Annotated in this window: 23 protein-coding genes and 2 pseudogenes; 7 read left to right on the top strand and 18 right to left on the bottom strand. The window is 73.5% G+C overall.

The window, feature by feature from the left end:
* Window positions 1–107 precede the first annotated feature (107 nt).
* From BN2279_RS30815 to BN2279_RS23375, 3 genes and pseudogenes are all read right to left on the bottom strand, one after another.
* On the bottom strand, window positions 108–905 hold the full coding sequence (locus BN2279_RS30815) for a hypothetical protein (RefSeq protein WP_234348067.1): 798 nt from the start codon (window positions 903–905) through the stop codon (window positions 108–110).
* A 265-nt stretch (window positions 906–1,170) separates the two neighbouring features.
* Window positions 1,171–2,037 (bottom strand): annotated as a pseudogene (locus BN2279_RS30810) (serine/threonine-protein kinase); the annotation flags it as partial.
* Window positions 2,038–2,307: 270 nt separating this feature from the next.
* On the bottom strand, window positions 2,308–4,014 hold the full coding sequence (locus tag BN2279_RS23375; RefSeq protein WP_059012956.1) for a glycerol-3-phosphate dehydrogenase/oxidase: 1,707 nt from the start codon (window positions 4,012–4,014) through the stop codon (window positions 2,308–2,310).
* 150 nt (window positions 4,015–4,164) lie between these two features.
* On the opposite strand from BN2279_RS23375, the gene BN2279_RS23370 reads away from it, so the two are divergent.
* Window positions 4,165–5,397, top strand: coding sequence for a nucleotide sugar dehydrogenase (locus tag BN2279_RS23370; RefSeq protein WP_059012954.1), 1,233 nt, complete (start codon window positions 4,165–4,167; stop codon window positions 5,395–5,397).
* Between the two features lie 24 nt (window positions 5,398–5,421).
* Here BN2279_RS23370 and BN2279_RS23365 read toward each other — a convergent pair whose 3' ends face one another.
* The 5 genes from BN2279_RS23365 to BN2279_RS23345 all read right to left on the bottom strand — a co-directional run bounded on the left by BN2279_RS23365 (window position 5,422) and on the right by BN2279_RS23345 (window position 9,916).
* A complete protein-coding gene (locus BN2279_RS23365) occupies window positions 5,422–6,531 on the bottom strand; it encodes a GuaB3 family IMP dehydrogenase-related protein (protein ID WP_059012952.1) in 1,110 nt (369 codons plus the stop codon).
* 70 nt (window positions 6,532–6,601) lie between these two features.
* Entirely contained in the window at window positions 6,602–6,868 is a 267-nt protein-coding gene (locus BN2279_RS23360; protein WP_059012950.1) for a hypothetical protein, read from the bottom strand.
* Window positions 6,869–6,884: 16 nt separating this feature from the next.
* A complete protein-coding gene (gene guaB, locus BN2279_RS23355; RefSeq protein WP_059012948.1) occupies window positions 6,885–8,390 on the bottom strand; it encodes an IMP dehydrogenase in 1,506 nt (501 codons plus the stop codon).
* Between the two features lie 102 nt (window positions 8,391–8,492).
* Entirely contained in the window at window positions 8,493–9,068 is a 576-nt protein-coding gene (shbA, locus tag BN2279_RS23350; RefSeq protein ID WP_059012947.1) for an RNA polymerase sigma factor ShbA, read from the bottom strand.
* Between the two features lie 236 nt (window positions 9,069–9,304).
* A complete protein-coding gene (locus tag BN2279_RS23345) occupies window positions 9,305–9,916 on the bottom strand; it encodes a response regulator transcription factor (protein ID WP_019431595.1) in 612 nt (203 codons plus the stop codon).
* Window positions 9,917–10,236: 320 nt separating this feature from the next.
* Here BN2279_RS23345 and BN2279_RS23340 point away from each other — a divergent pair, with 320 nt between their 5' ends.
* The 3 genes from BN2279_RS23340 (at window position 10,237) to BN2279_RS23330 (ending at window position 12,129) form a co-directional block, all read left to right on the top strand.
* Complete coding sequence (locus BN2279_RS23340; RefSeq protein WP_059012945.1) at window positions 10,237–10,554, top strand: WhiB family transcriptional regulator; 318 nt, start codon at window positions 10,237–10,239, stop codon at window positions 10,552–10,554.
* A gap of 19 nt (window positions 10,555–10,573) precedes the next feature.
* On the top strand, window positions 10,574–11,356 hold the full coding sequence (locus BN2279_RS23335; RefSeq protein ID WP_059012943.1) for an SDR family NAD(P)-dependent oxidoreductase: 783 nt from the start codon (window positions 10,574–10,576) through the stop codon (window positions 11,354–11,356).
* A gap of 77 nt (window positions 11,357–11,433) precedes the next feature.
* A complete protein-coding gene (locus BN2279_RS23330) occupies window positions 11,434–12,129 on the top strand; it encodes an ester cyclase (RefSeq protein WP_059012942.1) in 696 nt (231 codons plus the stop codon).
* A 51-nt stretch (window positions 12,130–12,180) separates the two neighbouring features.
* Here the strand turns inward: BN2279_RS23330 and groL are convergent, their stop codons facing one another.
* The 3 genes from groL to BN2279_RS23315 form a co-directional block, all read right to left on the bottom strand.
* Entirely contained in the window at window positions 12,181–13,803 is a 1,623-nt protein-coding gene (gene groL, locus BN2279_RS23325) for a chaperonin GroEL (protein WP_059012940.1), read from the bottom strand.
* A gap of 106 nt (window positions 13,804–13,909) precedes the next feature.
* Entirely contained in the window at window positions 13,910–14,218 is a 309-nt protein-coding gene (gene groES / locus BN2279_RS23320; protein ID WP_049567300.1) for a co-chaperone GroES, read from the bottom strand.
* Between the two features lie 216 nt (window positions 14,219–14,434).
* The gene (locus tag BN2279_RS23315) at window positions 14,435–15,262 is read right to left on the bottom strand and encodes a polysaccharide deacetylase family protein (protein WP_234348066.1); all 828 of its coding nucleotides are present in this window, start codon (window positions 15,260–15,262) and stop codon (window positions 14,435–14,437) included.
* 234 nt (window positions 15,263–15,496) lie between these two features.
* On the opposite strand from BN2279_RS23315, the gene BN2279_RS23310 reads away from it, so the two are divergent.
* Window positions 15,497–16,729 (top strand): class I SAM-dependent methyltransferase, encoded by a 1,233-nt coding sequence (locus tag BN2279_RS23310; protein WP_079032438.1) that lies wholly within the window; start codon window positions 15,497–15,499, stop codon window positions 16,727–16,729.
* Window positions 16,730–16,750: 21 nt separating this feature from the next.
* On the opposite strand, the gene BN2279_RS23305 is transcribed toward BN2279_RS23310, so the two are convergent.
* From BN2279_RS23305 to tsaB, 4 genes are read right to left on the bottom strand one after another with little or no spacing between them, the layout of a single operon-like run.
* Complete coding sequence (locus BN2279_RS23305) at window positions 16,751–17,005, bottom strand: hypothetical protein (protein WP_059012938.1); 255 nt, start codon at window positions 17,003–17,005, stop codon at window positions 16,751–16,753.
* A complete protein-coding gene (gene tsaD, locus BN2279_RS23300; protein ID WP_059012936.1) occupies window positions 17,005–18,057 on the bottom strand; it encodes a tRNA (adenosine(37)-N6)-threonylcarbamoyltransferase complex transferase subunit TsaD in 1,053 nt (350 codons plus the stop codon). Before tsaD ends, BN2279_RS23305 begins: the two co-directional genes overlap by 1 nt.
* Window positions 18,050–18,553, bottom strand: a complete 504-nt coding sequence (rimI, locus tag BN2279_RS23295; RefSeq protein ID WP_059012933.1) for a ribosomal protein S18-alanine N-acetyltransferase — start codon at window positions 18,551–18,553, stop codon at window positions 18,050–18,052. Before rimI ends, tsaD begins: the two co-directional genes overlap by 8 nt.
* Complete coding sequence (gene tsaB / locus BN2279_RS23290; RefSeq protein ID WP_059012931.1) at window positions 18,550–19,209, bottom strand: tRNA (adenosine(37)-N6)-threonylcarbamoyltransferase complex dimerization subunit type 1 TsaB; 660 nt, start codon at window positions 19,207–19,209, stop codon at window positions 18,550–18,552. Before tsaB ends, rimI begins: the two co-directional genes overlap by 4 nt.
* 108 nt (window positions 19,210–19,317) lie before the next feature.
* Here tsaB and BN2279_RS23285 point away from each other — a divergent pair, with 108 nt between their 5' ends.
* Complete coding sequence (locus BN2279_RS23285) at window positions 19,318–19,911, top strand: hypothetical protein (protein WP_059012929.1); 594 nt, start codon at window positions 19,318–19,320, stop codon at window positions 19,909–19,911.
* Window positions 19,912–19,928: 17 nt separating this feature from the next.
* Here the strand turns inward: BN2279_RS23285 and tsaE are convergent, their stop codons facing one another.
* Genes tsaE through alr form a run of 3 tightly spaced genes read right to left on the bottom strand, consistent with a single transcriptional unit; the run spans window position 19,929 to window position 22,790 of the window.
* Window positions 19,929–20,456, bottom strand: a complete 528-nt coding sequence (tsaE, locus tag BN2279_RS23280) for a tRNA (adenosine(37)-N6)-threonylcarbamoyltransferase complex ATPase subunit type 1 TsaE (protein WP_059012927.1) — start codon at window positions 20,454–20,456, stop codon at window positions 19,929–19,931.
* Window positions 20,440–21,615 (bottom strand): alpha/beta fold hydrolase, encoded by a 1,176-nt coding sequence (locus tag BN2279_RS30805; protein ID WP_059012925.1) that lies wholly within the window; start codon window positions 21,613–21,615, stop codon window positions 20,440–20,442. Before BN2279_RS30805 ends, tsaE begins: the two co-directional genes overlap by 17 nt.
* The gene (gene alr / locus BN2279_RS30800; RefSeq protein WP_059012923.1) at window positions 21,612–22,790 is read right to left on the bottom strand and encodes an alanine racemase; all 1,179 of its coding nucleotides are present in this window, start codon (window positions 22,788–22,790) and stop codon (window positions 21,612–21,614) included. The genes BN2279_RS30805 and alr overlap by 4 nt, the downstream gene beginning before the upstream one ends.
* A 129-nt stretch (window positions 22,791–22,919) precedes the next feature.
* Between alr and BN2279_RS31610 the strand changes: the two are divergent.
* Window positions 22,920–23,150, top strand: a pseudogene (locus BN2279_RS31610) (NAD(P)H-hydrate epimerase); the annotation flags it as partial.
* Window positions 23,151–23,399: the final 249 nt, after the last annotated feature.

The following is a 23,399-nucleotide window of genomic DNA, read 5'->3' as shown; positions in this document are numbered from 1 at the left end:
CCTCCCCACCGCGTGCGAACCCCCGCCGGGCACGGGCTCTCACGATACGCGCCGTGGACGGACCACGGCTACGATCCGTCAACTCTTGTTACAGCTCTTGCTACAGCTCAGTCCCAGGGCTCGAACGTCTCGAAAGCGGTCTCGCGGAGAGTGGCGCAGGCATCGCCGTCCCATTCGTCCACCGGGCAGGTGATCATGATCGCGTAGCCGTGCTCGTCGTCCACGCGGAAGCCCCGGTTGAGCACCCGGACGCGTTCCCCGTCCACCGTGCGCTCGAACTCCCAGTCGGCGACGGTCGGATAGCCGCGCCACTCGATCTCCTCGATGCCGATCAGCTCGTAGTCGTCGCTGTTCCGGGCCGTCGAGGGCTCCAGCTCGCGCCAGGCCGCCTCGGCGTCGTCGCCGGGGCTGGAGTTGAAGTCGACCTGGACCGTGGGCGGTCCGCCGTCCGCCGCGCTGTACACGCCGCCCGAGTTCTGCCCGGCGATGCGGGTGCGCTCCCAGCCCCGGGGCAGGGACATCCGGAAGTGGAACCGGTCGTCGGAGATCTGCGCGTACCCCGCGGGGGTCTCGGGCAGCGAGACGTCCGGATCGGTCTCCGGCTCGGTCCCGGGCGGGCCGCCGTCCTCGTCGTCCGGGGCGGACCCCTCGTCGTTCGAGCCGTCATCCGTCGCGGTGCCGTCGGGGTCCTGGGTCTCGCCGCCCGCGTCCTCGGTCGCCTCCTGCGACGGGTCCCCGGCGCCCTCGGCGTCCGGGTCGGGATCAGGCTGCGGGTCGGCGCTCTGCTCGCCGGTCCGCTCCCCGGTCCGCGCGTCGGTGCCGCCGTCGTCGTCGTCCCCCAGGGCGGAGGCCAGCGCGGCGCCGAGCAGCGCGAGCAGCACGGCCACCACTCCGGCCACGATCATCAGGCGTCTGCGTCTGGCGCCGTCGGGCGGTGGCGTCACCGGGCCGGTGGTCGCCGGGTCGGCGGGCCCGGTTTTTATACACATCCCCGAACCCAAGAGCCAGGCAAAAATTTCGCATGCCGTCTTTTTCTTTAATAAAAAAAAGAATTATAGGGGTGGTGGCGTTAACATCGCTTTTTTCTAAGCAGGTTAGCGCGGAGGCGCCCGGGCGTCTCCCTCCCCTCTTCGTCGGCGCCGTCAGATGGGTATAGGAGACAGGGGCCGCGGCGGGCAGGGCCGCCACCGGCCGGGGCGGCGTGACGCGCGGGTCGGGCACCGCGTCGCGCGGCGGGAGCGTGCCGACCACCACGGTCCTGTCGGCGGGGTCGGCGTCCGGCGTACGGGCCACCACCGAGGCGAGCAGCTCGCGGGTGCGCTCCACGTCCAGCCGCCCGGCCGGGTCCTTCACCAGCAGCCCGGTGATGACCTCGGTCAACGGACCGGCCTGGCGCGGCGCGGGCACCGGGTCGTACATGACGGCGGCCAGGGTGGCGATGGCGCCGCCCTCGTCGTAGGGCGGGCGGCCGTCGACGCAGCAGAACAGCAGGGCGCCCAGCGACCACAGGTCGGCGGGCGGGCCGGGGGCCTCGCCGCGGGCCCGCTCCGGCGAGATGTACGAGGGCGCGCCGACCAGCATGCCGGTGGAGGTGATCGACGGGTCGCCCTCGACCTTGGCGATGCCGAAGTCGGTGAGGACGACGCGGCCGTCCTCGTCGGCGATGAGCACGTTGGACGGCTTGACGTCGCGGTGCAGCACCCCGGCGGCGTGCGTGGCGCGCAGCACGTCGAGGATGGCGAGCCCGATCGACGCGGCGCGCTCGGGGCGCATCGGCCCGTCGCTCTTGATGATGTCGGCCAGCGACCGGCCCTCGATCAGCTCCATCACGATCCAGGGCCGCGACCCCTCGTCCACCACGTCGTAGATGGTGACGACGCCCTGGCTGCGGATGGTCGCGATCGCCTTGGCCTCGCGCAGGGTGCGCGTGATCATGCGCTTGCGCTCGCCGTCGTCGACGCCGGGCGGCAGCCGAAGCTCCTTCACCGCCACGGAACGGGCCAGGACTTCGTCCCTGGCCTGCCAGACCGTGCCCATGCCACCGCGCCCGACGATCGTGCCGAGCCGGTACCGCCCGTTGAGCAGGCGGCCCTTGGCGCCCTGGTCCTCGCTGTCCGGCGCCTGCGCGGCACGACCGGAGGCGTCCTTGTCGTCCCTGTCGTCCGGCGTCGTTCCCGGCGTGGCGTCCTGCGCCTCGATGTCCCCGCTGTCTTGGCCCATGCGTCGCGTCCCCTCCGGCTTCCCCGGCCATTGTCACCCATTCCGCCGACAGCCGGGGGGCGGGGCGCACGGTCGGCCGGCGCGGTCTCAGAGCGGCACGGTGTCAGGAGCGCCCAGCCTGGCGGCGTCGGCGGTCCGGTCGTCGGGCTGGACCTGGGACTGGCGTTCCGCCTCCACGCGCTTGAGGTAGTGCTCGATCTCACGCTCGATCTGAGCGTCCGTCCAGCCCAGCACCCCCGCCATCAGCGTGGCGCACTCGCGCGCGCTGCGCGTTCCCCGGTCGAACGTCTCGATGGAGATACGCGTCCTGCGGGTCAGCACGTCCTCCAGGTGACGGGCCCCCTCGTGCGAACAGGCGTACACGATCTCGGCCTTCAGATAGTCGTCGGCGGCCGGCAGCGGTTCGCCGAGCCGGGGGTCGGCGGCGATCAGCTCCAGCAGCTCCTCCGTCAGGGAGCCGTACCGGTTGAGGAGATGTTCGATCCGCGCCTCGTGCAGTCCGGCCCGGGACGCGAGCCGGGCCCGGGCGTTCCACAGCGCGTGGTAGCCCTCGGCACCGGCCAGCCGCACCTCCTCGGTGCAGCAGGCGGCGACCCGCCGGTCGAGACCGTGGACCGCCGCGTCCACCGCGTCCTTGGCCATCACCCGGTAGGTGGTGTACTTCCCGCCCGCGATCACCACCAGACCTGGCACCGGGTGGGCGACGGTGTGCTCGCGCGACAGTTTGCTGGTGGCGTCGGACTCCCCGGCGAGCAGCGGGCGCAGCCCGGCGTAGACGCCCTCCACGTCGTCCCGGGTGAGGGGGACGGCGAGCACGGAGTTGACGTGGTCGAGCAGGTAGTCGATGTCGGCACCGGACGCCGCCGGGTGGGCCTTGTCCAGGTTCCAGGCGGTGTCCGTGGTGCCCACGATCCAGTGCCGTCCCCAGGGGATGACGAACAGGACGCTGGTCTCGGTGCGCAGGATCAGCCCGGTCGAGGAGTGGATGCGGTCCTTGGGCACCACGAGGTGGATGCCCTTGGAGGCCCGGACGTGGAACTGGCCGCGCTCGGCGATCATCGCCTGCGTGTCGTCGGTCCACACACCGGTGGCGTTGACGACCTGACGGGCCCTGATCTCGTACGAGCCGCCCTCCTCCAGGTCCGACACCCGCACCCCGACGACGCGTTCGCCCTCGCGCAGGAACTCGGTGACGCGCGCCCGGTTGGCGACCCGCGCGCCGTAGCCCGCGGCCGTACGGACCAGGGTGGCGACGAACCGGGCGTCGTCCACCTGCGCGTCGTAGTACTGGAGGGCGCCGACCAGCGCCTCCTTCTTCAGGCACGGCGCGGTCCGCAGCGCGTGGCGCCGCGTCAGGTGCCGGTGGCGGGGCAGCCCGCGGCCGTGCCCGGAGGAGAGCGCCATGGCGTCGTACAGGGCGACCCCGCTCCCCGCGTACCACCGCTCCCAGCCGCGGTGCCGGAGGGGATAGAGGAACGGGACGGGCTTGACGAGGTGCGGCGCGATCCGTTCCAGCAGCAGACCGCGCTCCTTCAGCGCCTCCCGGACGAGGCCGAAGTCGAGCATCTCCAGGTAGCGCAGCCCGCCGTGGATGAGCTTGCTGGACCGGCTCGACGTGCCGGAGGCCCAGTCCCTGGCCTCGACCAGCCCGGTGGCCAGGCCCCTGGTGACGGCGTCGAGCGCGGTGCCCGCGCCGACCACGCCCCCGCCGACGACCAGCACGTCCAGCTCCCGCTCGGCCATCCGGGCGAGCGCCTCGGCCCGCTGCGCCGGCCCCAGTTCGGCTGTCCTCACGTGTGCTCCCTCGCTCGCTTCTCCGTACCGATGCTTCCCCATTTCCGCCGCTTTGGCGCGCCATCGGACCGGCCGGGCGGTCCATCGGGGAACATCTGTCATATATGCCCCTAAGCAGACCGCGCGGGGGAGAAGGGAGCGGTACCGCGAATGCCCGCTGATCTCGCCGTTCTCGGCCTGGGGCAGTTGGGGCTGCCCACCGCCCAGGCCGCCACCGCCGCCGGCATCGGCACCGTCGGTTTCGTCCCCGACCCCGCGAGCGCGGCCGGGCTCAACGCGGGCCGCCCGCCCGCCGACGGTTCGCTGTCCGCGGCCGAACTGCGCCGGATGCTCTCCGCGGGTTTCCGCGCCACCAGCGACCCGGAGGTGCTGGGCCGGGTGCGCACCGCCCTGATCTGCGCGCCGACCCCGCCCGGCGCGGGCCGCGCGCTCGACGTGGGCGGCGTCCGCGAGGCCGCCGCCGCCCTCGCGCCCCGGCTCCGCCCGCGCACCCTCGTCGTCCTGGAGTCCGCGGTGCCCCCCGGCACCACCCGCGACGTGCTGCGCCCGGCGCTGGAACGCGGCTCCGGCCTGCGCGCCGGACGGGACTTCCACCTCGCCTGCGCCCCGGGCCGCCTCGACCCCGGCAGCCGGACCTTCGGCTACGCGGGCACCCCCCGCGTCATCGGCGGCCTGACGCCCGCCTGCACGGAGGCCGCCGCCGCGTTCTACGGGCGGCTGACGGACAAGGTGGTGCGGGCCAAGGGCGTGATGGAGGCCGAGACGGTGAAGGTCCTGGAGACCAACTTCCGGCACGTCAACATCGCCCTGGTGAACGAGATGGCCGTTCTCTGCCACGAGCTGGGCATCGACATCTGGGACGTGGTCCGCTGCGCGGAGAGCAAACCGTTCGGCTTCCACGCCTTCCGGCCGGGCCCCGGCGTGGGCGGCCACGGCGCGCCCGTCGATCCGGGCGGCCGGCTGCGGATCGTCCAGCTCGCCCGCGACGTCAACGAACGGATGCCCGGATACGTGACCCAGCGCGCCGCCACCCTGCTGAACGAGCACGGCAAGTCGGCGCGCGACGCCCGCGTCCTGCTGCTGGGCGTCACCTACCGGCCCGACCTGCCCGACCAGGAGGGCGCGCCGGCCCGCGAGATCGCCTCCCGGCTGCTGGCCCTGGGCGCCAGGCTCAGCTTCCACGACCCGTTCGTGACGGAGTGGCAGGTGGGGGGGCACCCGGTCCGCCGCGCCGACTCGCTCTACGAGGCCGCCGCCGCCGCGGATCTGACGCTGCTGCTCCAGCACCACGCCACCTATGACCTCCAGGGCCTGGCGGCGAAGGCACAGCTCCTGCTCGACACCCGCGGCGCCACCCCGGCCGGGGCGGCCCACCGCCTGTGAGGGCCGCCGGCCGGGAACGCGGGCTCAGCGCGAGACCGTGACCTCGACCCGCTGGAACTCCTTCAGCTCCGAGTAGCCCGTCGTCGCCATCGCGCGGCGCAGCGCCCCGAAGAAGTTCATCGAGCCGTCGGGGATGTGCGAGGGACCGGTGAGGACCTCCTCGGTCGTCCCGACCGTGCCCAGGTGGACCTTCTTGCCGCGCGGCACGTCCTCATGGACGGCCTCCATGCCCCAGTGGTGTCCCCGGCCCGGCGCGTCGGTGGCGCGGGCCAGCGGAGAGCCCATCATCACGGCGTCCGCGCCGCACGCGACCGCCTTCGGCAGGTCGCCCGACCAGCCCACCCCGCCGTCCGCGATGACGTGCACATACCGGCCGCCGGACTCGTCCATGTAGTCCCGCCGGGCCGCCGCCACATCGGCCACCGCGGTGGCCATCGGGACCTGGATGCCCAGCACGTTCCGCGTGGTGTGCGCCGCGCCGCCACCGAAGCCGACCAGCACGCCGGCCGCGCCGGTCCGCATCAGGTGCAGGGCGGCGGTGTACGTGGCGCAGCCGCCGACGATCACCGGCACGTCCAGCTCGTAGATGAACTGCTTGAGGTTGAGCGGCTCGGCCGCCCCGGACACGTGCTCCGCCGAGACGGTGGTGCCGCGGATGACGAAGATGTCCACGCCCGCGTCCAGCACCGCCTTGGAGAACTGGGCGGTCCGCTGCGGGGACAGCGCGGCGGCGGTGACCACGCCCGCGTCCCTGACCTCCTTGATCCGGCGGAAGATCAGCTCCTCCCGGATGGGAGCGGCGTAGATCTCCTGGAGGCGCCGGTTGGCCGACTCCTCGTCCAGCTCGGTGATCTCGGTCAGCAGCGGCTCGGGGTCCTCGTACCGCGTCCAGAGCCCTTCGAGGTTCAGCACGCCCAGGCCGCCCATCTCGCCGATGCGGATGGCGGTGGCGGGCGAGACGATCGAGTCCATCGGCGCGGCCAGGAACGGCAGCTCGAACCGGTAGGCGTCGATCTGCCAGGCGATCGAGACCTCTTTCGGGTCACGGGTGCGCCGGCTGGGCACCACGGCGATGTCGTCGAAGGCGTACGCCCGCCGTCCGCGCTTGCCGCGCCCGATCTCGATCTCAGTCACGAAAGAACCTTTCCGTACGGTCTGCCTCCCCCAGTATCCCCGACCGGAGTAAGGCACACCCCCCGGCGGGTCACTCCTCCAGGAGTACGTGGGTGAAGTCCACGACATGGACGACCAGGACCAGCAGCAGACCCTCGCCGACGACGTACTCGATGGCGATGTTCGGGGTCAGGGCCAGCGACCGGGTGGACTCGTCGCCGGAGATCGGGATCGACATCTTCGGCTCGGGGTCCTGGGCCAGCACGGCCAGGCCCCGTTCCAGCAGCGACTTGCGGTCGGCGGGGAGGCCGTCCCGCACCCGGGCGGCCTCCTCGCTGAACTTGACCGCGTACAGCACGCTTCCGCCGTCCGGCTCAGCGCCGCGAGTAGTTCGGCGCCTCGGTCGTCATCTGGATGTCGTGCGGGTGGCTCTCCTTCAGCCCGGCCGCGGTGATCCGGACGAACCGGCCGCGCTCCTTGATCTCCGGGATGGTCCGGCCGCCCAGGTAGTACATCGACTGGTGCAGACCGCCGATCAACTGGTGCACGACGGAGGCGAGCGGGCCGCGGTAGGGCACCTGGCCCTCGACGCCCTCGGGGATCAGCTTGTCGTCGTCGCCGATCTCGTCCTGGAAATACCGGTCCTTGGAGTACGAGCGCCGCTCGCCGCGCGACTGCATCGCGCCGAGCGAGCCCATGCCCCGGTACGACTTGAACTGCTTGCCGTTGATGAACAGCAGCTCGCCGGGGGACTCCTCGCAGCCGGCCAGCAGGCTGCCCAGCATCACGGTGTCGGCGCCGGCCACCAGCGCCTTGGCGATGTCGCCGCTGTACTGGAGGCCGCCGTCCCCGATGACCGGGATACCGGCCTCGCGGGCGGCGAGCGCCGCCTCGTGGATCGCGGTGACCTGCGGCACGCCGATCCCGGCGACGACCCGCGTGGTGCAGATCGAGCCGGGGCCGACCCCGACCTTGATGCCGTCCACCCCGGCGTCCACCAGCGCCTGGGCGCCGTCGCGCGTCGCGACGTTCCCCGCGACGACGTCGACCCGGTCGGAGTTGGACTTGATCTTGGCGGCCATGTCGGCGACCAGCCGGGAGTGCCCGTGCGCGGTGTCGACCACGATGAAGTCCACCCCGGCCTCGATCAGCGCCTGGGCCCGCTCGAACGCGTCCCCGGCCACGCCGACCGCGGCGCCGACGATCAGCCGGCCCTCGCCGTCCTTGGCCGCCTTGGGGTACTTCTCCGCCTTGACGAAGTCCTTGACGGTGATCAGGCCCTTGAGCAGGCCGTCGCCGTCGACCAGCGGCAGCTTCTCGATCTTGTGACGGCGCAGCAGCTCCATGGCGTCCTCGCCGGAGATGCCCACATGGCCGGTCACCAGCGGCATCGGCGTCATGACCTCGCGCACCTGACGGCCGCGGTCCGGCTCGAACGCCATGTCCCGGTTGGTGACGATGCCCAGCAGCTTCCCGGCCGCATCCGTCACCGGCACGCCGCTGATCCGGAACCGCGCGCACAGCTCGTCGGCCTGGCGCAGCGTGGCGTCGGGGCGGGTGGTGATCGGGTCGGTCACCATGCCGGACTCCGAGCGCTTGACCCGGTCCACCTGCGCGGCCTGCTCCTCGATCGACAGGTTGCGGTGGAGGACGCCGACGCCGCCCTGCCGGGCCATGGCGATGGCCATCCGGGCCTCGGTGACCTTGTCCATCGCGGCCGACATCAGCGGAACGTTCACCCGGACGTTGCGGGAGACGCGGGACGAGGTGTCGATGTCCTGGGGTGCCAGGTCGGCGGCGCCGGGCAGCAGCAGCACATCGTCGAAGGTCAGCCCCAGCGCCGCGAACTTGTCCGGCAGCTCACCCGCGTAATCAGTCATGACACCCTTCCGCTCACCCGCTTGCCCGCCGCCGTTTACGCTCCATGGACCCATGGGTTCACCCGGCCGGGGACTCCATGCTACGGCCCTCGCGGGAAACGTTCAGCGCCCGGCCAGCGCGCGCAGCCGGCTCAGGGCCCGGTGCTGCGCGACGCGGACGGCGCCGGGCGACATGCCCAGCTTCGCGCCGGTCTCCTCGGCCGTCAGCCCGACCGCGACCCGCAGCAGCACCAGCTCGCGCAGGTGGTCCGGCAGATTCGCCAGGAGCTTCCTGGCCCACTCCGCGTCGCTGCTGAGCAGCGCGCGCTCCTCGGGGCCCAGGGAGTCGTCCGGCCGCTCGGGCATCTCGTCCGACGGCACGGCGGTCGATCCGGGCCGGCGCAGGGCGGCCCGCTGGAGATCCGCGACCTTGTGCTGGGCGATCCCGACGACGAACGCGTCGAACGGGCGGCCCGTGTCGCGGTAGCGCGGCAGGGCGCACAGCACCGCCAGGCAGACCTCCTGCGCGAGGTCGTCCACGAAGTGCCGGGCCTCGCCCGGCAGCCGCGCCAGCCGCGTCCGGCAGTAGCGCAGGGCCAGTGGGTGCACGTGGGCCAGCAGGTCGTGCGTGGCCTGGGCGTCGCCCTCGGCGGCACGGTGGACGAGAGCGCCGATCGCCGTGGTCTCGTCATCGCGCATCGGTCCATGGTGCACTGTGGCCGCGGGGTCCGGATCACCGCCTGCCGGGTTGTGCACCGAAGCGTTATGTGCGGGAGCGGTGAGCGTCATGTCCCGAACCCTCCCCTCCCGCGTGGCCGACTCGTCCCCAAGGAGCGTCATGCATTCAAGGATGCGTCACCCGGGAAGCTTTTGAGCCCCGCCTCCTGCCGGACGGGGTGACAGCCTCGGCCGCGCTCCCCGTCCGGTCCCGTCGATCAGCGGACCAGTCCCCAGCGGAACCCCAGCGCCACGGCGTGCGCGCGGTCCGAGGCGCCGAGCTTCTTGAACAGCCGGCGGGCGTGCGTCTTGACCGTGTCCTCGGAGAGGAAGAGCTCCCGCCCGATCTCCGCGTTGGACCGGCCGTGGCTCATGCCCTCCAGCACCTGGATCTCCCGCGCGGTCAGGGTGGGAGCGGCGCCCATGTCGGAGGAACGCAGCCGGCGCGGCGCGAGCCGCCAGGTGGGGTCCGCCAGCGCCTGCGTGACCGTGGCGCGCAGCTCGGCGCGGGAGGCGTCCTTGTGGAGATAGCCGCGGGCACCCGCCGCGACGGCCAGCGCCACGCCGTCCAGATCCTCGGCGACGGTGAGCATGATGATGCGCGCGCCGGGGTCGGCGGAAAGAAGCCGCCGGACGGTTTCCACTCCCCCGAGCCCGGGCATTCGGACGTCCATCAGAATCAGGTCGGAACGGTCGGCACCCCAACGGCGCAGGACTTCCTCACCGTTGGCGGCCGTAGTGACCCGCTCAACACCGGGCACGGTCGCGACCGCGCGGCGGAGAGCCTCCCGGGCGAGCGGGGAGTCGTCGCAGACAAGGACGGAAGTCATGGTCGCCCTCCGGAGCTGATGCGCATCACCTTGAGCCTCCAGGCAGTCGTGTGTCGTCACCTGTGCGATTGACAAGCCGTGTCAACCGCCTCAGCCCTCTCAACGACGGTCACCCGAAAGAGTTACGGCCTCCAACTGCACAGCATCAGCACTGTACGTGGCGGCCCGATCACGCGACAGTCGCGCTCCGGCAAACACGCCGAACATTCGTTTTTGCCCCGAAGAGACCTTTTTGTTCCTATCAGCGTGTTTACAGCTATATTCGGCTGGTAGTCATATTTACATCTACTTTTGAGCCTCGATGACGATGGGACACTGTCATGGCAGATTTCTCCCGCCTTCCGGGCCCCAACGCGGACTTGTGGGACTGGCAGTTGCTCGCGGCCTGCCGCGGGGTGGACAGCTCGCTGTTCTTCCACCCCGAGGGCGAGCGCGGGGCCGCCCGCAGCGCCCGCGAGGAGGCGGCCAAGGAGGTGTGCATGCGCTGCCCGGTCCGCTCCGAGTGCGCGGCGCACGCGCTGTCGGTCCGTGAGCCCTACGGCGTCTGGGGCGGGCTGACGGAGGACGAGCGCGAGGAGTTGCTCGGCCGCGCCCGCCGCGACCTCGTGGACGCCAACTCGGCGCACACGCGCCGCTGAAGACCACTACCGTCTTCGTATGACAACTGCATTGGTGACCGGGGCGACGGCGGGTATCGGCGCCGCCTTCGCCCGACGGCTGGCCCGCGACCGGCACGACGTGGTGCTCGTCGCCCGGGACCTGGAGGCGCTGCGCCGCCAGGCCGCCGAGCTGCACGACCGGCACGGCGTCGAGGCGGCGGTGCTCGCCGCCGACCTCTCGACCGACGACGGCATCGCGGCGGTCGAGGCGCGCCTGTCCGACCCGGAGAGCCCCGTCGACCTGCTGGTCAACAACGCCGGCTTCGGCCTCAAGGGCGCCTATCTCGACGCGCCGCTGGCGGACGAGCTGACCATGCTGAAGGTGCACTGCGAGGCGGTGCTGCGACTGACGACGGCCGCCGCGGAACCCATGCGGCGGCGCGGGCGCGGCGGCGTGGTGAACGTCGCCTCGGTGGCCGCGTTCCTGCCGCGCGGCACCTACGGCGCGTCCAAGGCGTGGGTGGTGCAGTTCACCGAGGGCGCGGCGCGCGACCTCGCGGCCACGGGCGTGCGGCTGATGGCGCTGTGCCCGGGATTCGTGCGCACCGAGTTCCACCGGCGGGCGGGGATGGCCACGGACAACATCCCCGGCTGGATGTGGCTGGACGCCGACCGCGTGGTGGACACGGCCCTGAAGGATCTGGCCCGCGGCCGGACGGTCTCCGTGCCCGACGCGCGCTACAAGGTGCTGATGGGCGCGGCCCGGCTGGCCCCGCGCGGCGCGGTGGGTGGGCTGTCGTCCCGCGCCGGCCGGAAGTACGGACCCCGCCGAGAGGGGTAAATCGGGCATAAGGTGTGAGTCGGGATTAGGCTGGACGTGTCACAAGCACCGCTCACGGAGACGGACACGGACACGCCATGACTTTCGTACAGGTAATCGACTGCCGGACCAGCAGGGTCGATGAACTGAACCGGCTCATGGACGCCTGGATCGAGCGGACCCGGGGCCGGCGCACCGCGACGCACTCGATCGTGGGCCGGGACCGGGACGACAGCACGCACATCGTGGAGATCGTCGAGTTCCCCTCCTGGGAGGACGCCCGGCGCAACGCCGAACTCCCGGAGACGGACCGGATCTTCCGGGAGATGACGGCGCTCTGCGAGGAGACCCCGAGGTTCACCGACCTGGACGTGGTGCGGGACGAGCAGCTCAACAAGGACGCCGTCCTGCGCTTCTTCGACCGAGCCGTGAACTGCGGCGACGTGGACGCCGTGGACGGCCTGTGCGTGGACGACTACCGGGAGCACGATCCGGGCAGCTCGCTCGATCCGCTGGGGCTGGCGGAGTCCAAGGAGGACGCCGCCAAGTACATCAGGGCGTTCCGGCCGACGTTCATCGTCGAGAGCCAGGTCGCCGAGGGGGATCTGGTGATCACCCGGTTCACCGCCACCGGTACCCACGCGGCCGAGTTCATGGGGCTGGCCCCGACCGGCCGCCCGGTGCGGATCTCCGGGCACGTCACCCACCGGTTCCGGGACGGAAAGATCGCCGAGGCCTGGTGGAACTGGGATCAGTTGGGGCTGCTCGCCCAGGTGGGCCTGGTCGAGCTGTAGCCGTCGCCCCCGGCGGACAGGACGAACCCGCCGGGGGGCGACGGCGCGCGCTCAGTGCGAGTGGCCGTGGCCGTGCCCGGCCGGCTCCGGCTCCTCTTCCTTCTTCTCCACCACCAGGGTCTCGGTGGTGAGGAGCAGGGAGGCGATGGAGGCGGCGTTCTGCAGCGCGGAACGGGTCACCTTGACCGGGTCGATGACGCCGTCCTTGACCAGGTCGCCGTAGGCGCCGGTGGCCGCGTTGAAACCCTGGCCCTTGTCGAGCTCGGCCACCTTGGAGGTGATCACGTAGCCCTCCAGGCCGGCGTTCTCCGCGATCCAGCGCAGCGGCTCGACCACGGCGCGGCGGACGATCGCCACGCCGGTGGCCTCGTCGCCGGTCTTGCCGAGGTCGCCGTCCAGGACCTTGGCGGAGTGCACCAGGGAGGCGCCGCCGCCGGGGACGATGCCCTCCTCGACCGCCGCGCGGGTCGCCGAGATGGCGTCCTCCAGGCGGTGCTTCTTCTCCTTCAGCTCCACCTCGGTCGCCGCGCCGACGCGGATCACGCAGACACCGCCGGCCAGCTTGGCGAGCCGCTCCTGGAGCTTCTCGCGGTCCCAGTCGGAGTCGGTGGTCTCGATCTCGGCCTTGATCTGGGCGACGCGGCCCTCGATGTCCTCGGACCGGCCGGCGCCGTCGACGATCGTGGTGTCGTCCTTGGTGATGGTGACGCGGCGGGCGGTGCCCAGCACGTCCAGGCCGACCTGGTCGAGCTTGAGGCCGACCTCCTCGGAGATCACGGTGGCGCCGGTGAGGGCGGCCATGTCGCCGAGCATCGCCTTGCGGCGGTCACCGAAGCCGGGAGCCTTGACGGCCGCCGAGTTGAACGTGCCGCGGATCTTGTTGACGACGAGCGTGGACAGCGCCTCGCCCTCGACGTCCTCGGCGATGATCAGCAGCGGGCGGGAGCCGCCGGCCTGCATGATCTTCTCCAGCAGCGGGAGCAGGTCCTGGATGGACGTGATCTTGCCCTGGTTGATCAGGATGTAGGGGTCGTCGAGGACGGCCTCCATGCGCTCCTGGTCGGTCACGAAGTAGTGCGACAGGTAGCCCTTGTCGAAGGCCATGCCCTCGGTGAAGTCGAGGTCGAGGCCGAAGGTCTGGGACTCCTCGACGGTGATCACACCGTCCTTGCCGACCTTGTCCATCGCCTCGGCGATCAGCGCGCCGACCTGCTTGTCCTGGGCGGACAGCGCGGCCACGGCGGCGATGTCCTCCTTGGAGTCGATCGGCCGGGCGCTGGCGAGCAGGTCCTCGGCCACGGCCGCGACGGCCGCGTCGATGCCGCGCTTGAGGCCGGACGGGGACGCGCCGGCCGCGACGTTGCGCAGACCCTCGCGGACGAGCGCCTGCGCCAGCACGGTGGCGGTGGTGGTGCCGTCACCCGCGATGTCGTTGGTCTTGGTCGCCACCTCCTTCACGAGCTGGGCGCCGAGGTTCTCGTACGGGTCCTCGGCCTCGACCTCGCGGGCGATGGTGACGCCGTCGTTGGTGATGGTGGGCGCGCCGAACTTCTTGTCGATGACGACGTTGCGGCCCTTGGGACCGATGGTGACCTTGACGGCGTCGGCGAGCTGGTTCACTCCGCGCTCGAGGGCGCGGCGGGCGTCCTCGTCGAATTTAAGGATCTTCGCCATGGGTGTGGGTGTCCCTCGTGTGTTCTTCGGTAAGCGAACCGCGCCCCGGCCCCGGCAGACTCGGATGAGCGCGGGTCCCGGGGCGCGGATTGAAGCGTCGGTGCGATTACTTCTCGATGATCGCGAGCACGTCGCGAGCCGAGAGCACGAGGTACTCCTCGTTGTTGTACTTGACCTCGGTGCCGCCGTACTTGCTGTAGAGAACGATGTCGCCGACCTTGACGTCGAGCGGCAGACGGTTCCCGTCCTCGAAGCGGCCCGGGCCCACGGCCAGGACGGTGCCCTCCTGGGGCTTCTCCTTGGCCGTGTCCGGAATGACCAGGCCCGAGGCCGTGGTCTGCTCGGCGTCGAGCGGCTGGACCACGATGCGGTCCTCGAGCGGCTTGATGGCAACCTTGGAGCTGACGGTCGTCACGATCCGACCTCCCCCTTCGGAGATCTCACGGGGTTATCAATGGCTGGACGGCGACTGGGTGGACCCGTCGTCGCGGGTGCCGGATCCGCCTGTCGCGCGGTTGGCACTCACCGATGGAGAGTGCCAGGTCGAGACTAGGCCGCCGTTAGCACTCAGTCAACTAGAGTGCCAATCTGCCGGGAGCGCGCGTCGCGCGGGGGGCGGGCGCGCGCCGGGCTACACGTAGTCCTCCAACCGCGCGACGGCGAAACCCTGTTCGGTCGCGGCGTCCAGCACACGGCGGATCATGTCCGCCATGTCGCCGTCCCACACGTCGTCACCGCGGTAATGGGTCAGGATGATGTCCCCGGGGTGGAACTTGCCGTCGCCGCGCCCGTAGTCGATCCGGTCGGGGAACGCCTCCTCCGCCCACAGCGGGATCACCCGGATGCCGCAGGACTTCGCCGCGCGCAGCGTGTCGCGGTCGTAGGCGCCGTACGGGGGCCGGAAGAGCGTGGGGCGTTCGCCGATCTCCTTCTCCAGGGTGTCCTGCTGGCGGCAGATCTCCTCGCGCTGCTCGTCGTAGTCGAGGGTCGGCATCTCCGGGTGGTTGACGGAGTGGTTGTGCATCGCGGCCCCCAGGTCGGCGGCCTCGCGGAAGTAGCCGTAGTCGTCGCGTGAGACGTAGTCGGTGAGGAAGCCGCTGTAGGGCACGTCGAGTTCGCGCATCATCCGCAGCAGCTCGGGGTCCTTCTCGGCGCCGTCGTCGATGGTGAGGAAGACGACCTTCTCGTCGGTGGGGACGCTGACGATCACCGGGGGCAGCCCGGAGCCGGTGAGGTGGCCCGGTTCGCTGGTCAGCGCGGGCTTCTTCGCGGGCGGCGCGGGCGCGCGCAGCGGGACGCGGCGCAGCCCCCACCGTTTGGCGGCGGCGACGCGGCGCGCCTCGGCGCGTTCCAGCTTCTTGGCGTACGTGCCCAGCGCGTCCGCGACGGCTCGCGCCTGTACGTGCTGCGACGCGCCGCGGGGCAGCCCGGCCACGCCGGGCGGGGCGGCGTCGACCACGGAGAGCAGGCCGTACTCACCGCCCCCGGCGCCCGCGGGCAGGAATTCCGGCGGGACGCCGGCGCCCGAACAGACGAGGGCGAGTATGGTCGCGCCTCCCAGCGCCGCGCACCGTCTGACCCGCCGCCTCCCCCGGCAATCATTTAGTCCTACTTGTCTGATAATCCACATGTTTGGGGATGGTGCCATCGCGGTTCCCCCGCCCCCGGGCGCCCTTCCGGGCCGCCGGGGAGAATGACCCGTGTGGCCGTACGCACCCCAGACCCCGACGCCCCCGCCGCCTCCGACACGCCCGGTGCCCTGGACGCCTTCCGGTCCCTGCTGACCGGGCCGGGCCGGCGGCTGCTGGCCGGGCTGCGCGACATCGCCCCCGCCGAGGAGCTGGCCGTGGCCACCCGGCTGCGCCGCGACCACCCGCCGGAGCTGGTCGCCGCGGCCATCGGCCAGGCGAGGCTGAGGCAGCGCGCCGCCGCGAAGTTCGGCGCCGACGCCGAGCGGATGTACTTCACGCCCGACGGCGTCGAACAGGCGACCAGGGCCCCGGTCGCCGCCTGGCGCGCCCGGCGCTTCGCCGCGCTCGGCGTCACCCGCGTCGCGGACCTGTGCTGCGGCGTCGGCGGCGACGCCCTCGCGCTCGCCCGGGCGGGCCTCACGGTCCTGGCCGTGGACCGTTCCCCGCTCGCCTGCGCGGTCACCGAGGCCAACGCGGCGGCCCTCGGCCTGGCCGACCGCGTCACCGTGCGGTGCGCGGCGGTGGAGGACACCGATGTGCGGGGCTTCGACGCGGTCTTCGCCGACCCGGCCCGGCGCGGCACGGGCGGCGGCGGCCGGCGGATCTTCGACCCCGAGGCGTACTCGCCGCCGCTGTCCTGGGCGGTCGCGCTGGCCGGGCGGGTGCCGTACGCGGCGCTGAAGATCGCCCCCGGCGTGCCGCACGAGGCGGTGCCGGAGGAGGCGGAGGCGGAGTGGGTGTCGGACCGGGGGGACGTGAAGGAGGCCGTGCTGTGGTTCGGCACCGGCGCGGCGGCCCCGCGCCGCGCGACCCTGCTCCCCGGCGGCCACACCCTGACCGGCACCGCCCGCCAGGCCCCGGCCGGACCGCCGGGCCGCTACCTGTACGAGCCGGACGGCGCGGTCATCCGCGCCTCGCTCGTCGCGGACGTCGCCGAGCGCGTCGAGGGCCACCTGCTGGACCCGGCCATCGCCTACATCACCGGCGACGTGCTGCGGCCCACCCCGTACGCCACGGCGTACGAGATCACGGACGTGCTGCCGTTCGGCGTGAAACGCCTGCGGGCCCTGCTGCGCGAGCGCGGGGTCGGCACCGTGACGATCAAGAAGCGCGGCTCGGCGGTCACCCCCGAGGAGCTGCGCTCCCGGCTGCGCCCCTCGGGCCCGCACGCCGCGACGCTCTTCCTGACCCGTGTCGGCACCGCCCCCACGGTCCTGATCGGCCACCCGGCCTGACGCCCCGGCAGGGGTGCCGGATCAGCCGGGAACGGGCTCGAAACGCCACCGGTGCACGTCCCGGTGCACCAACTCCCCCGGCGGGTCCGGAAGTTCGGGAAGAACGGCGGAGAACTCCGCGTCCCACCACGTGATCACCAGCACCCGGTCCACCGGCGCGGTGAACGTCTCCCTGCGCACCGGCGCCGGGTCCAGCGCGCACGCCCGCGCCCACGCCAGCAGCTCACCGCCCCGCCCCGCCGCCGCCCGCGCCTCCCACATCAGCGCCACCGCCATCAGCGGTGCTCGCCCGGCACGTGCGGCTCGGTCACCGGCAGCGAGGAGTCGGCCGACAGGTCAAGCGCGGACGGGGCCCGGCCCCGGGCCACCATCTCGGCGCCCAGCGCGGCGACCATCGCGCCGTTGTCCGTGCACAGGCCGGGGCGCGGCACCCGCAGTTGGATGCCGGCCGCCGCGCACCGTTCCTCCGCCATCGCCCGCAGCCGCGAGTTCGCGGCCACGCCGCCGCTGATCATCAGATGGTCCACGCCCTCGTCCCGGCAGGCGCGGACCGCCTTCCGCGTCAGGACGTCCGTCACCGCCTCCTGGAAGGACGCGGCGACATCGGCGACCGGCACCTCCTCACCGGCGGCGCGTCGCGCCTCCACCCACCGGGCCACGGCCGTCTTCAGGCCGGAGAACGAGAAGTCGTACGGCGCGTCCCGCGGCCCGGTCAGGCCGCGCGGGAACGCGATGGCCCGCGGGTCGCCCTCGCGCGCCAGCCGGTCCACCCCCGGGCCGCCCGGGAAACCGAGCCCCAGCACCCGCGCCCCCTTGTCGAACGCCTCGCCCGCCGCGTCGTCGATCGTCGCGCCCAGCGGCCGGACGTCCGCCGTGATGTCGGGCGCCAGCAGCAGCGACGAGTGGCCGCCGGAGACCAGCAGCGCCATCGTCGGCTCCGGCAGCGGCCCGTGCTCCAACTGGTCCACGCAGATGTGCGAGGCGAGGTGGTTCACGCCGTACAGCGGCTTGCCCAGCGCGTAGGCGTACGCCTTGGCGGCCGAGACGCCCACCAGCAGCGCGCCCGCCAGCCCCGGGCCGGCCGTGACGGCGACCGCGTCCAGGTCCGTGGCCGCGACCCCGGCCTCCTTCAGCGCCCGCTCGATCGTGGGCACCATCGCCTCCAGGTGCGCCCGGCTGGCGATCTCCGGGACGACGCCGCCGTACCGGGCGTGGTCGTCCACGCTGGAGGCCACGGCGTCCGCGAGCAGCGTGTGCCCCCGGACGATTCCGACGCCGGTCTCGTCGCAGGAGGTCTCGATGCCGAGGACCAGGGGTTCGTCAGCCATGTTCCGCTTCCGTCGATCCGTCAGGGTTCGCCAGCTCCCGCCGCATGACCAGAGCGTCGAAGTTGCCCGGCTGGTAGTAGCCGCGGCGCACGCCGATCCGCCGGAAGCCGAAGCGGGTGTAGAGCCGCTGCGCCCGCACGTTGTCCACGCGCACCTCCAGCAGCACCTCGCGGCAGCCCAGCCGTTCCGCGTCGGCCAGCAGCGCGGCCAGCAGCCGGCCGCCGAGTCCGGTGCCCTGGTGGGAGCCGGTCACGCCGATCGTCATCACGTCACCGGTCTCGCCGGACACGGACAGACCGGCGTACCCGGCGAGCTTCCCGTCGGGGTCCTCGGCCACCACGTAACCGCGCGTGCGGCGCGGGCCGCCCGCCCCGGCCAGCTCCGACCAGTACATGCCCTCCGACCAGGCGTCCAGGGGGAACAGCTCCGACTCCAGGGCGAGCACCGGCTCGATGTCCCACCAGCGCATCTCCCGCAGCACGACCTCGCGCGTCATGCCCGGCTGACCGCCTTGTACCCGGCCGGGACGCGGGCGTCCGGGCGGCGCAGGTACTCCGGCCGCGGCTCGGGCAGCGTCTCCCCCGCGGCCAGCCGCGCCGCCGCCAGCGCGGCGAGCGCCGCCGCCGAGGCGTGCTCGGGCCCCGGGCCGTGCGGCAGGGGGAACGCCTCCGGGTACAGCCGCGCGCCCGCGCCCACGGCGGGCAGCCCGGCCACGCGGGCGGCGATGTCGTCCGGGCGGTCCACGGCCGGGCCCTCGACCCGGGTCGCGGCGTCGGCGTAGCGCGCCCAGTAGACCTCCTTGCGCCGGGCGTCGGTGGCCACGACGAACGGCTCGTCCAGGCCCGACGCCCACGCCAGAGAGTCCAGGCTGCACAGGCCGTGCACCGGGACGGACAGGGCCGCGCCCAGCGCGACCGCGGTGGCCAGACCGACCCGCAGCCCGGTGTACGGCCCGGGGCCGGTGCCGACGACCAGCGCCGTCACGTCGCCGGCGGAACGGGACGCCTCCGCCAGCACCCGGTCCACCGCGGGCAGCAGCAACTCCCCGTGCCGGCGGGCGTCCACCTCGTCGGAGGAGGCGAGAACGCCCGCGCCGTCGTGGAGGGCGACGGTGACGGACGGGGTGGCGGTGTCCAGGGCGAGCAGCAGCACGGGAGCAAGGGTACGGCTCCGGAAGCGGCTTCCGGACGCCTGGTAGCGTCGGCCCCCCCGCCCCCGCCGTGCCCAGGGGCACGGCCCCCCGCGAAAGGCGGCAGACCCGTGGCACGCCCTCCCTCGGCCCCCGGCTCCGGCGCCGTCGTCACCGGACTGACCGTCGCCGCGCTCGCCGTCGTCGCCTTCTTCGCGTACCAGGCGTCGGCCGCCGACGACCACCCGGTCGCCGCGCCGCCCGCGAAGTCCTCGCCCACCGGCGACGACGGCGGAACGGGCGGCGCCGCGACCGAGGGTCCGCCCGCCGTGCCCGCCGAGTCGGGCCGGGGCAAGCGCGTCGTCTACTCCCTCGAACAGCGGGGGGTTTGGCTGGTGGACACCGCCGACGACGGTCCGGGCGAGGTGGTGACCGACACCTACGAGGTCTTCCCCAGCGAGGTGAGCCCGCCGGCCGGCGAGTACGCCGTCACCTCACGGGCCGAGCAGGGCACCGGCTCGGACGGCGTCGCCATCGAGCACACGGTCGTCTTCCACGTGGCGGCCGACGGCACGGTGTTCGGCTTCTCCGCCGCCCTGGACGGCTCCACCCCCGACCCGGACGGGACCGCGCGGGGCACGGGCGGCATCCGGCAGACCCGTGAGGACGGCGACGCGATGTGGCGGTTCGCCGCGGCGGGCGTCCCGGTGGTGGTCGTCCCGTAACGGGCCGGGGCCGGGATCTACGCCGCGCCGAGGACCGACAGATCGACGCCCGCCCAGCGGGGGCCGACGCCGGTCGCCGTCACCTCGCGGGTGTCGTCGGCCGCCTCGTCGTCGGCCCCGGCGCCCCGGGACCGGTGGATCACCACGTGCAGCCGCTGTTCCGACAGCTCCTCGACCCGGCCCTCGCCCCACTCCACGACGACCACCGACTCCGGCAGCGCCACGTCGAGGTCCAGGTCCTCCATCTCCTCCAGCCCTCCCCCGAGCCGGTAGGCGTCCACGTGCACCAGCGGCGGCCCGCCGGCCAGGGACGGGTGGACGCGGGCGATCACGAACGTCGGGGACGTCACCGCGCCCCGCACGCCGAGACCCTCGCCGATGCCCCGGGTGAGCGTGGTCTTGCCCGCGCCCAGCTCGCCGGTGAGCAGCACCAGATCGCCCGGCCGCAGCAGCGCGGCCAGCCGCCGGCCCACCTCCCGCATCCGTTCGGCCCCGGTGACGGTGAACGACGCCGAGGACACCGGCGCCTCAGAGAGCTGGCTCATGGCTCTGGATGCTACGCGCCAGCAGCCGGGCGAGCCGCTCGTTCACCTCGTGCGGCGCCTCCAGCAGCACCAGATGCCCGGCGCCCGGCAACAGCGCCAGCTCAGCCCCGGGCAGCGCGGCGGCGATGCGCTCGCTGTGCGCGGCGGGCGTGATCTCGTCCCGTTCCCCGGCCAGCACCAGCACCGGCGGCGCGGCGGGCCCGCCGAACGCGGCCAGCGCCCGCGCCTTGTCGTGCGGGCCGAACGCCGGGTAGAACTCGGCGACCACGTCCACCGGCACCGACTCGATCAGCCGCTCGGCGAAGCGCGTCACCCCCGGGTCGACGTCGCCCGGCGCGCCGAACGAGTACCGCCGCACCAGCCCCGCGTACAGGTCGCCCGCCGCCCGCCGCCCGAGATCCACCAGCCCGGGCCGGGACCCCAGCAGCCGCAGCACGTCGGGCAGCACCCGGCGCACCGCGCGGACGGCGGGGGCGGGGAAGCCGTAGGTGACGTCCGCCAGGTTCCCCGCCGAGGTGGACAGGAACGCCGCCCCGGCCACCCGCTCGGCCACGTACGCGGGGAACTGCTCGGCCAGCGCCATCATCGTCATCCCGCCCATGGAGTGCCCCACCAGCACCACGGGCCCCTCGGGCACGGCGGCGTCCAGCACGGCCTTCAGGTCGCGGCCCAGCTCCTCGATGGTGACCGGCCGCCCCGACTCCCGCTGCGCGCGCCCGCGCCGGGAACGGCCGTGGCTGCGCTGGTCCCAGTACACCGCGCGGACCACGCCGCGCAGGGCCGCCCGCTGGAAGTGCCACACGTCCTGGTGCAGGCAGTACCCGTGGCTGAAGACGACGGTGACGGCGGGCGCCGGCACATCCACGGGCGGTACGTCCACGGGCCGGGGCACCGGGCCGCCCGCCTTGTCGTCGGCCGGGCGGGCGGGCCCGTCCGCCGCCGCGTCGATCTCGTCGGTCTCGAAGTACAGGCCGGTGCCGTCCTCCGCGACGGCGGTCCCGGGCGTGCCGCGCAGCGAGCCGTACGGACCGGCGGCGTCCAGCGCGAGCCGCGCCTGGCGCCGCACCGCGCGGCTGACGGGCAGCCGGTCCACGGAGACGGGCGCCGCCACCGCGCCCAGCGCGAGACCCGCCACGCCCACCCGGCGCGACCGGCTCACGACGGGGACTCCGCCCGCCCGGCGCGTTCCCCGTGGTAGACGCGCGGCACGCGGGGCCCGATCCGGGTGACGATCTCGTAGCCGATGGTCCCGGCCGCGCGGGCCCAGTCCTCGGCGGTCGGCTCGCCCCGGTCCCCGGGCCCGAACAGCACGGCCTCGTCTCCGGCCGACGCCGTGTCGCCGCCGAGGTCCACCACGAACTGGTCCATCGCCACCCGGCCGGCGACCGTCCGCCACTTCCCGGCCACCAGCACCGGGCCGCCGCCCGAGGCGTGCCGGGGGATGCCGTCGGCGTACCCGGCCGGGACCAGGGCCAGCGTGGTGGCGCCCGGGGTGGTGTACGCGTGGCCGTAGCTCACGCCGTGGCCGCCCGGGACGCGCTTGACCGACGCCAGCGTCGCCCGCAGCGTCATCACCGGCCGCAGCCCGAAGTCCTCGGGGACGCCGATCTCGGGCGACGGCGACAGCCCGTAGACCGCGACGCCCGGGCGGACCAGGTCGTAGTGGGCGGCGGGCAGGGTGAGCGTCGCCGGGGAGTTCGCCAAGTGCCGCACCTCGGGGTCGAGTCCGGCCCGCGCGGCGGTCGCCAGCGCCTCGGCGAACGCGGCCTGCTGGGCGGCGATCGACGGGTGGCCCGGCTCGTCGGCGCGGGCGAAGTGCGACCACAGGCCGGTGACCGCCACCGCGCCCGCCGCCTCGGCGGCCCGCGCCGAGGCGACCAGGGCGGGCCAGTCGGCGGGCTGGCAGCCGTTGCGGCCCAGGCCGGTGTCGGCCTTCAGGTGCACACGGGCGATACGGCCCGCCGCGCGGGCCGCCGCCGTCACCTTCTCCAGCGCCCATCCGGCGCTGACCGAGATGTCGATGTCCGCCTCGACGGCCCGCCGCCACGGCCCGTCCGGGGTCCACAGCCAGCACAGCAGCCGCCCGGTGTCGCCCGCCGCGCGCAGCGCCAGCGCCTCGTCCGGCGTCGCCGTGCCCAGCCAGGCCGCGCCCGCCTCCCGCGCCGCGCGGGCGCACGGCACCATGCCGTGCCCGTACGCGTCGGCCTTCACCACGGCCATCAACGCCGCGCCGCCGCTCGCCCGTTCGCGGAGCGCGCGGACGTTGGCGCGCAGCGCGCCGAGATCGATGTCGGCGCGCAGCCGTCTGCCGTCCGCGGGTGAGTGGTCGTTCATCATCCTCCAGTGTCGCAGGTGGACCCCGGGCGGACGGGACAGACTTGTGCCATGAGGACCGCATACCGAGTGGAGACCGTCCGGGCCGCCGAACGGGCGCTGATGGCCCGGCTGCCGGAGGGCACGCTGATGGCCAGGGCCGCGGCCGGGCTGGCGGCGGCCTGCGCGGAGCTGCTGGGACCGCGCCGGTACGGGGCCCGCGTGGTGCTGCTGGTCGGCAGCGGCGACAACGGCGGCGACGCCCTGTACGCGGGCGCCCGGCTGGCGCGGCGCGGCGTCGCGGTGACGGCCGTGACGGTGAACCCGGACCGGGCGCACCCCGGCGGCCTGGCCGCGCTGCGGGCGGCGGGCGGGCGGGTGACCGGCCCGGCGGACGCCGGGCGGGTGATCGCGCGGGGCCGGGGGGGGGGGGGGGGGCGCGGGGGGGTGGGGGGGGGGGGGGGGCGGGGGCGGGGCGGGCCGGGGGCGGGGGACTTGTGATATGGGCGGTGGAGCAGTGAAGGGCATGTAGAAAGCAATTCGGGTGCATGTACAGTTACACATGCAGAACAAGGGGGGATGTGATCTATCCGCTTCGTCGGCAGCGTCAGAGGGGTATAAGAGACAGGG

It is taken from the genome of Streptomyces specialis, from assembly GCF_001493375.1.
GTDB classification, from domain to species: domain Bacteria; phylum Actinomycetota; class Actinomycetes; order Streptomycetales; family Streptomycetaceae; genus Streptomyces; species Streptomyces specialis.
The sequence above is the reverse complement of the archived record's forward strand: the minus strand, read 5'-3'. Positions and strand labels throughout refer to the sequence as shown.

What these genes read in the sequence shown, in the direction of transcription:
- tsaE (WP_059012927.1), bottom strand. Translation starts at nt 20,456, where the DNA reads ATGAGCCAGCTCTCTGAGGCGCCGGTGTCCTCGGCGTCGTTCACCGTC.
- BN2279_RS23370 (WP_059012954.1), top strand. Translation starts at nt 4,165, where the DNA reads ATGCCCGCTGATCTCGCCGTTCTCGGCCTGGGGCAGTTGGGGCTGCCC.
- groL (WP_059012940.1), bottom strand. Translation starts at nt 13,803, where the DNA reads ATGGCGAAGATCCTTAAATTCGACGAGGACGCCCGCCGCGCCCTCGAG.
- BN2279_RS30815 (WP_234348067.1), bottom strand. Translation starts at nt 905, where the DNA reads ATGATCGTGGCCGGAGTGGTGGCCGTGCTGCTCGCGCTGCTCGGCGCC.
- BN2279_RS23335 (WP_059012943.1), top strand. Translation starts at nt 10,574, where the DNA reads ATGACAACTGCATTGGTGACCGGGGCGACGGCGGGTATCGGCGCCGCC.
- BN2279_RS23305 (WP_059012938.1), bottom strand. Translation starts at nt 17,005, where the DNA reads ATGGCGGTGGCGCTGATGTGGGAGGCGCGGGCGGCGGCGGGGCGGGGC.
- guaB (WP_059012948.1), bottom strand. Translation starts at nt 8,390, where the DNA reads ATGACTGATTACGCGGGTGAGCTGCCGGACAAGTTCGCGGCGCTGGGG.
- rimI (WP_059012933.1), bottom strand. Translation starts at nt 18,553, where the DNA reads ATGACGCGCGAGGTCGTGCTGCGGGAGATGCGCTGGTGGGACATCGAG.
- tsaD (WP_059012936.1), bottom strand. Translation starts at nt 18,057, where the DNA reads ATGGCTGACGAACCCCTGGTCCTCGGCATCGAGACCTCCTGCGACGAG.
- alr (WP_059012923.1), bottom strand. Translation starts at nt 22,790, where the DNA reads ATGAACGACCACTCACCCGCGGACGGCAGACGGCTGCGCGCCGACATC.
- BN2279_RS23345 (WP_019431595.1), bottom strand. Translation starts at nt 9,916, where the DNA reads ATGACTTCCGTCCTTGTCTGCGACGACTCCCCGCTCGCCCGGGAGGCT.
- shbA (WP_059012947.1), bottom strand. Translation starts at nt 9,068, where the DNA reads ATGCGCGATGACGAGACCACGGCGATCGGCGCTCTCGTCCACCGTGCC.
- BN2279_RS23310 (WP_079032438.1), top strand. Translation starts at nt 15,497, where the DNA reads ATGACCCGTGTGGCCGTACGCACCCCAGACCCCGACGCCCCCGCCGCC.
- BN2279_RS23330 (WP_059012942.1), top strand. Translation starts at nt 11,434, where the DNA reads ATGACTTTCGTACAGGTAATCGACTGCCGGACCAGCAGGGTCGATGAA.
- BN2279_RS23340 (WP_059012945.1), top strand. Translation starts at nt 10,237, where the DNA reads ATGGCAGATTTCTCCCGCCTTCCGGGCCCCAACGCGGACTTGTGGGAC.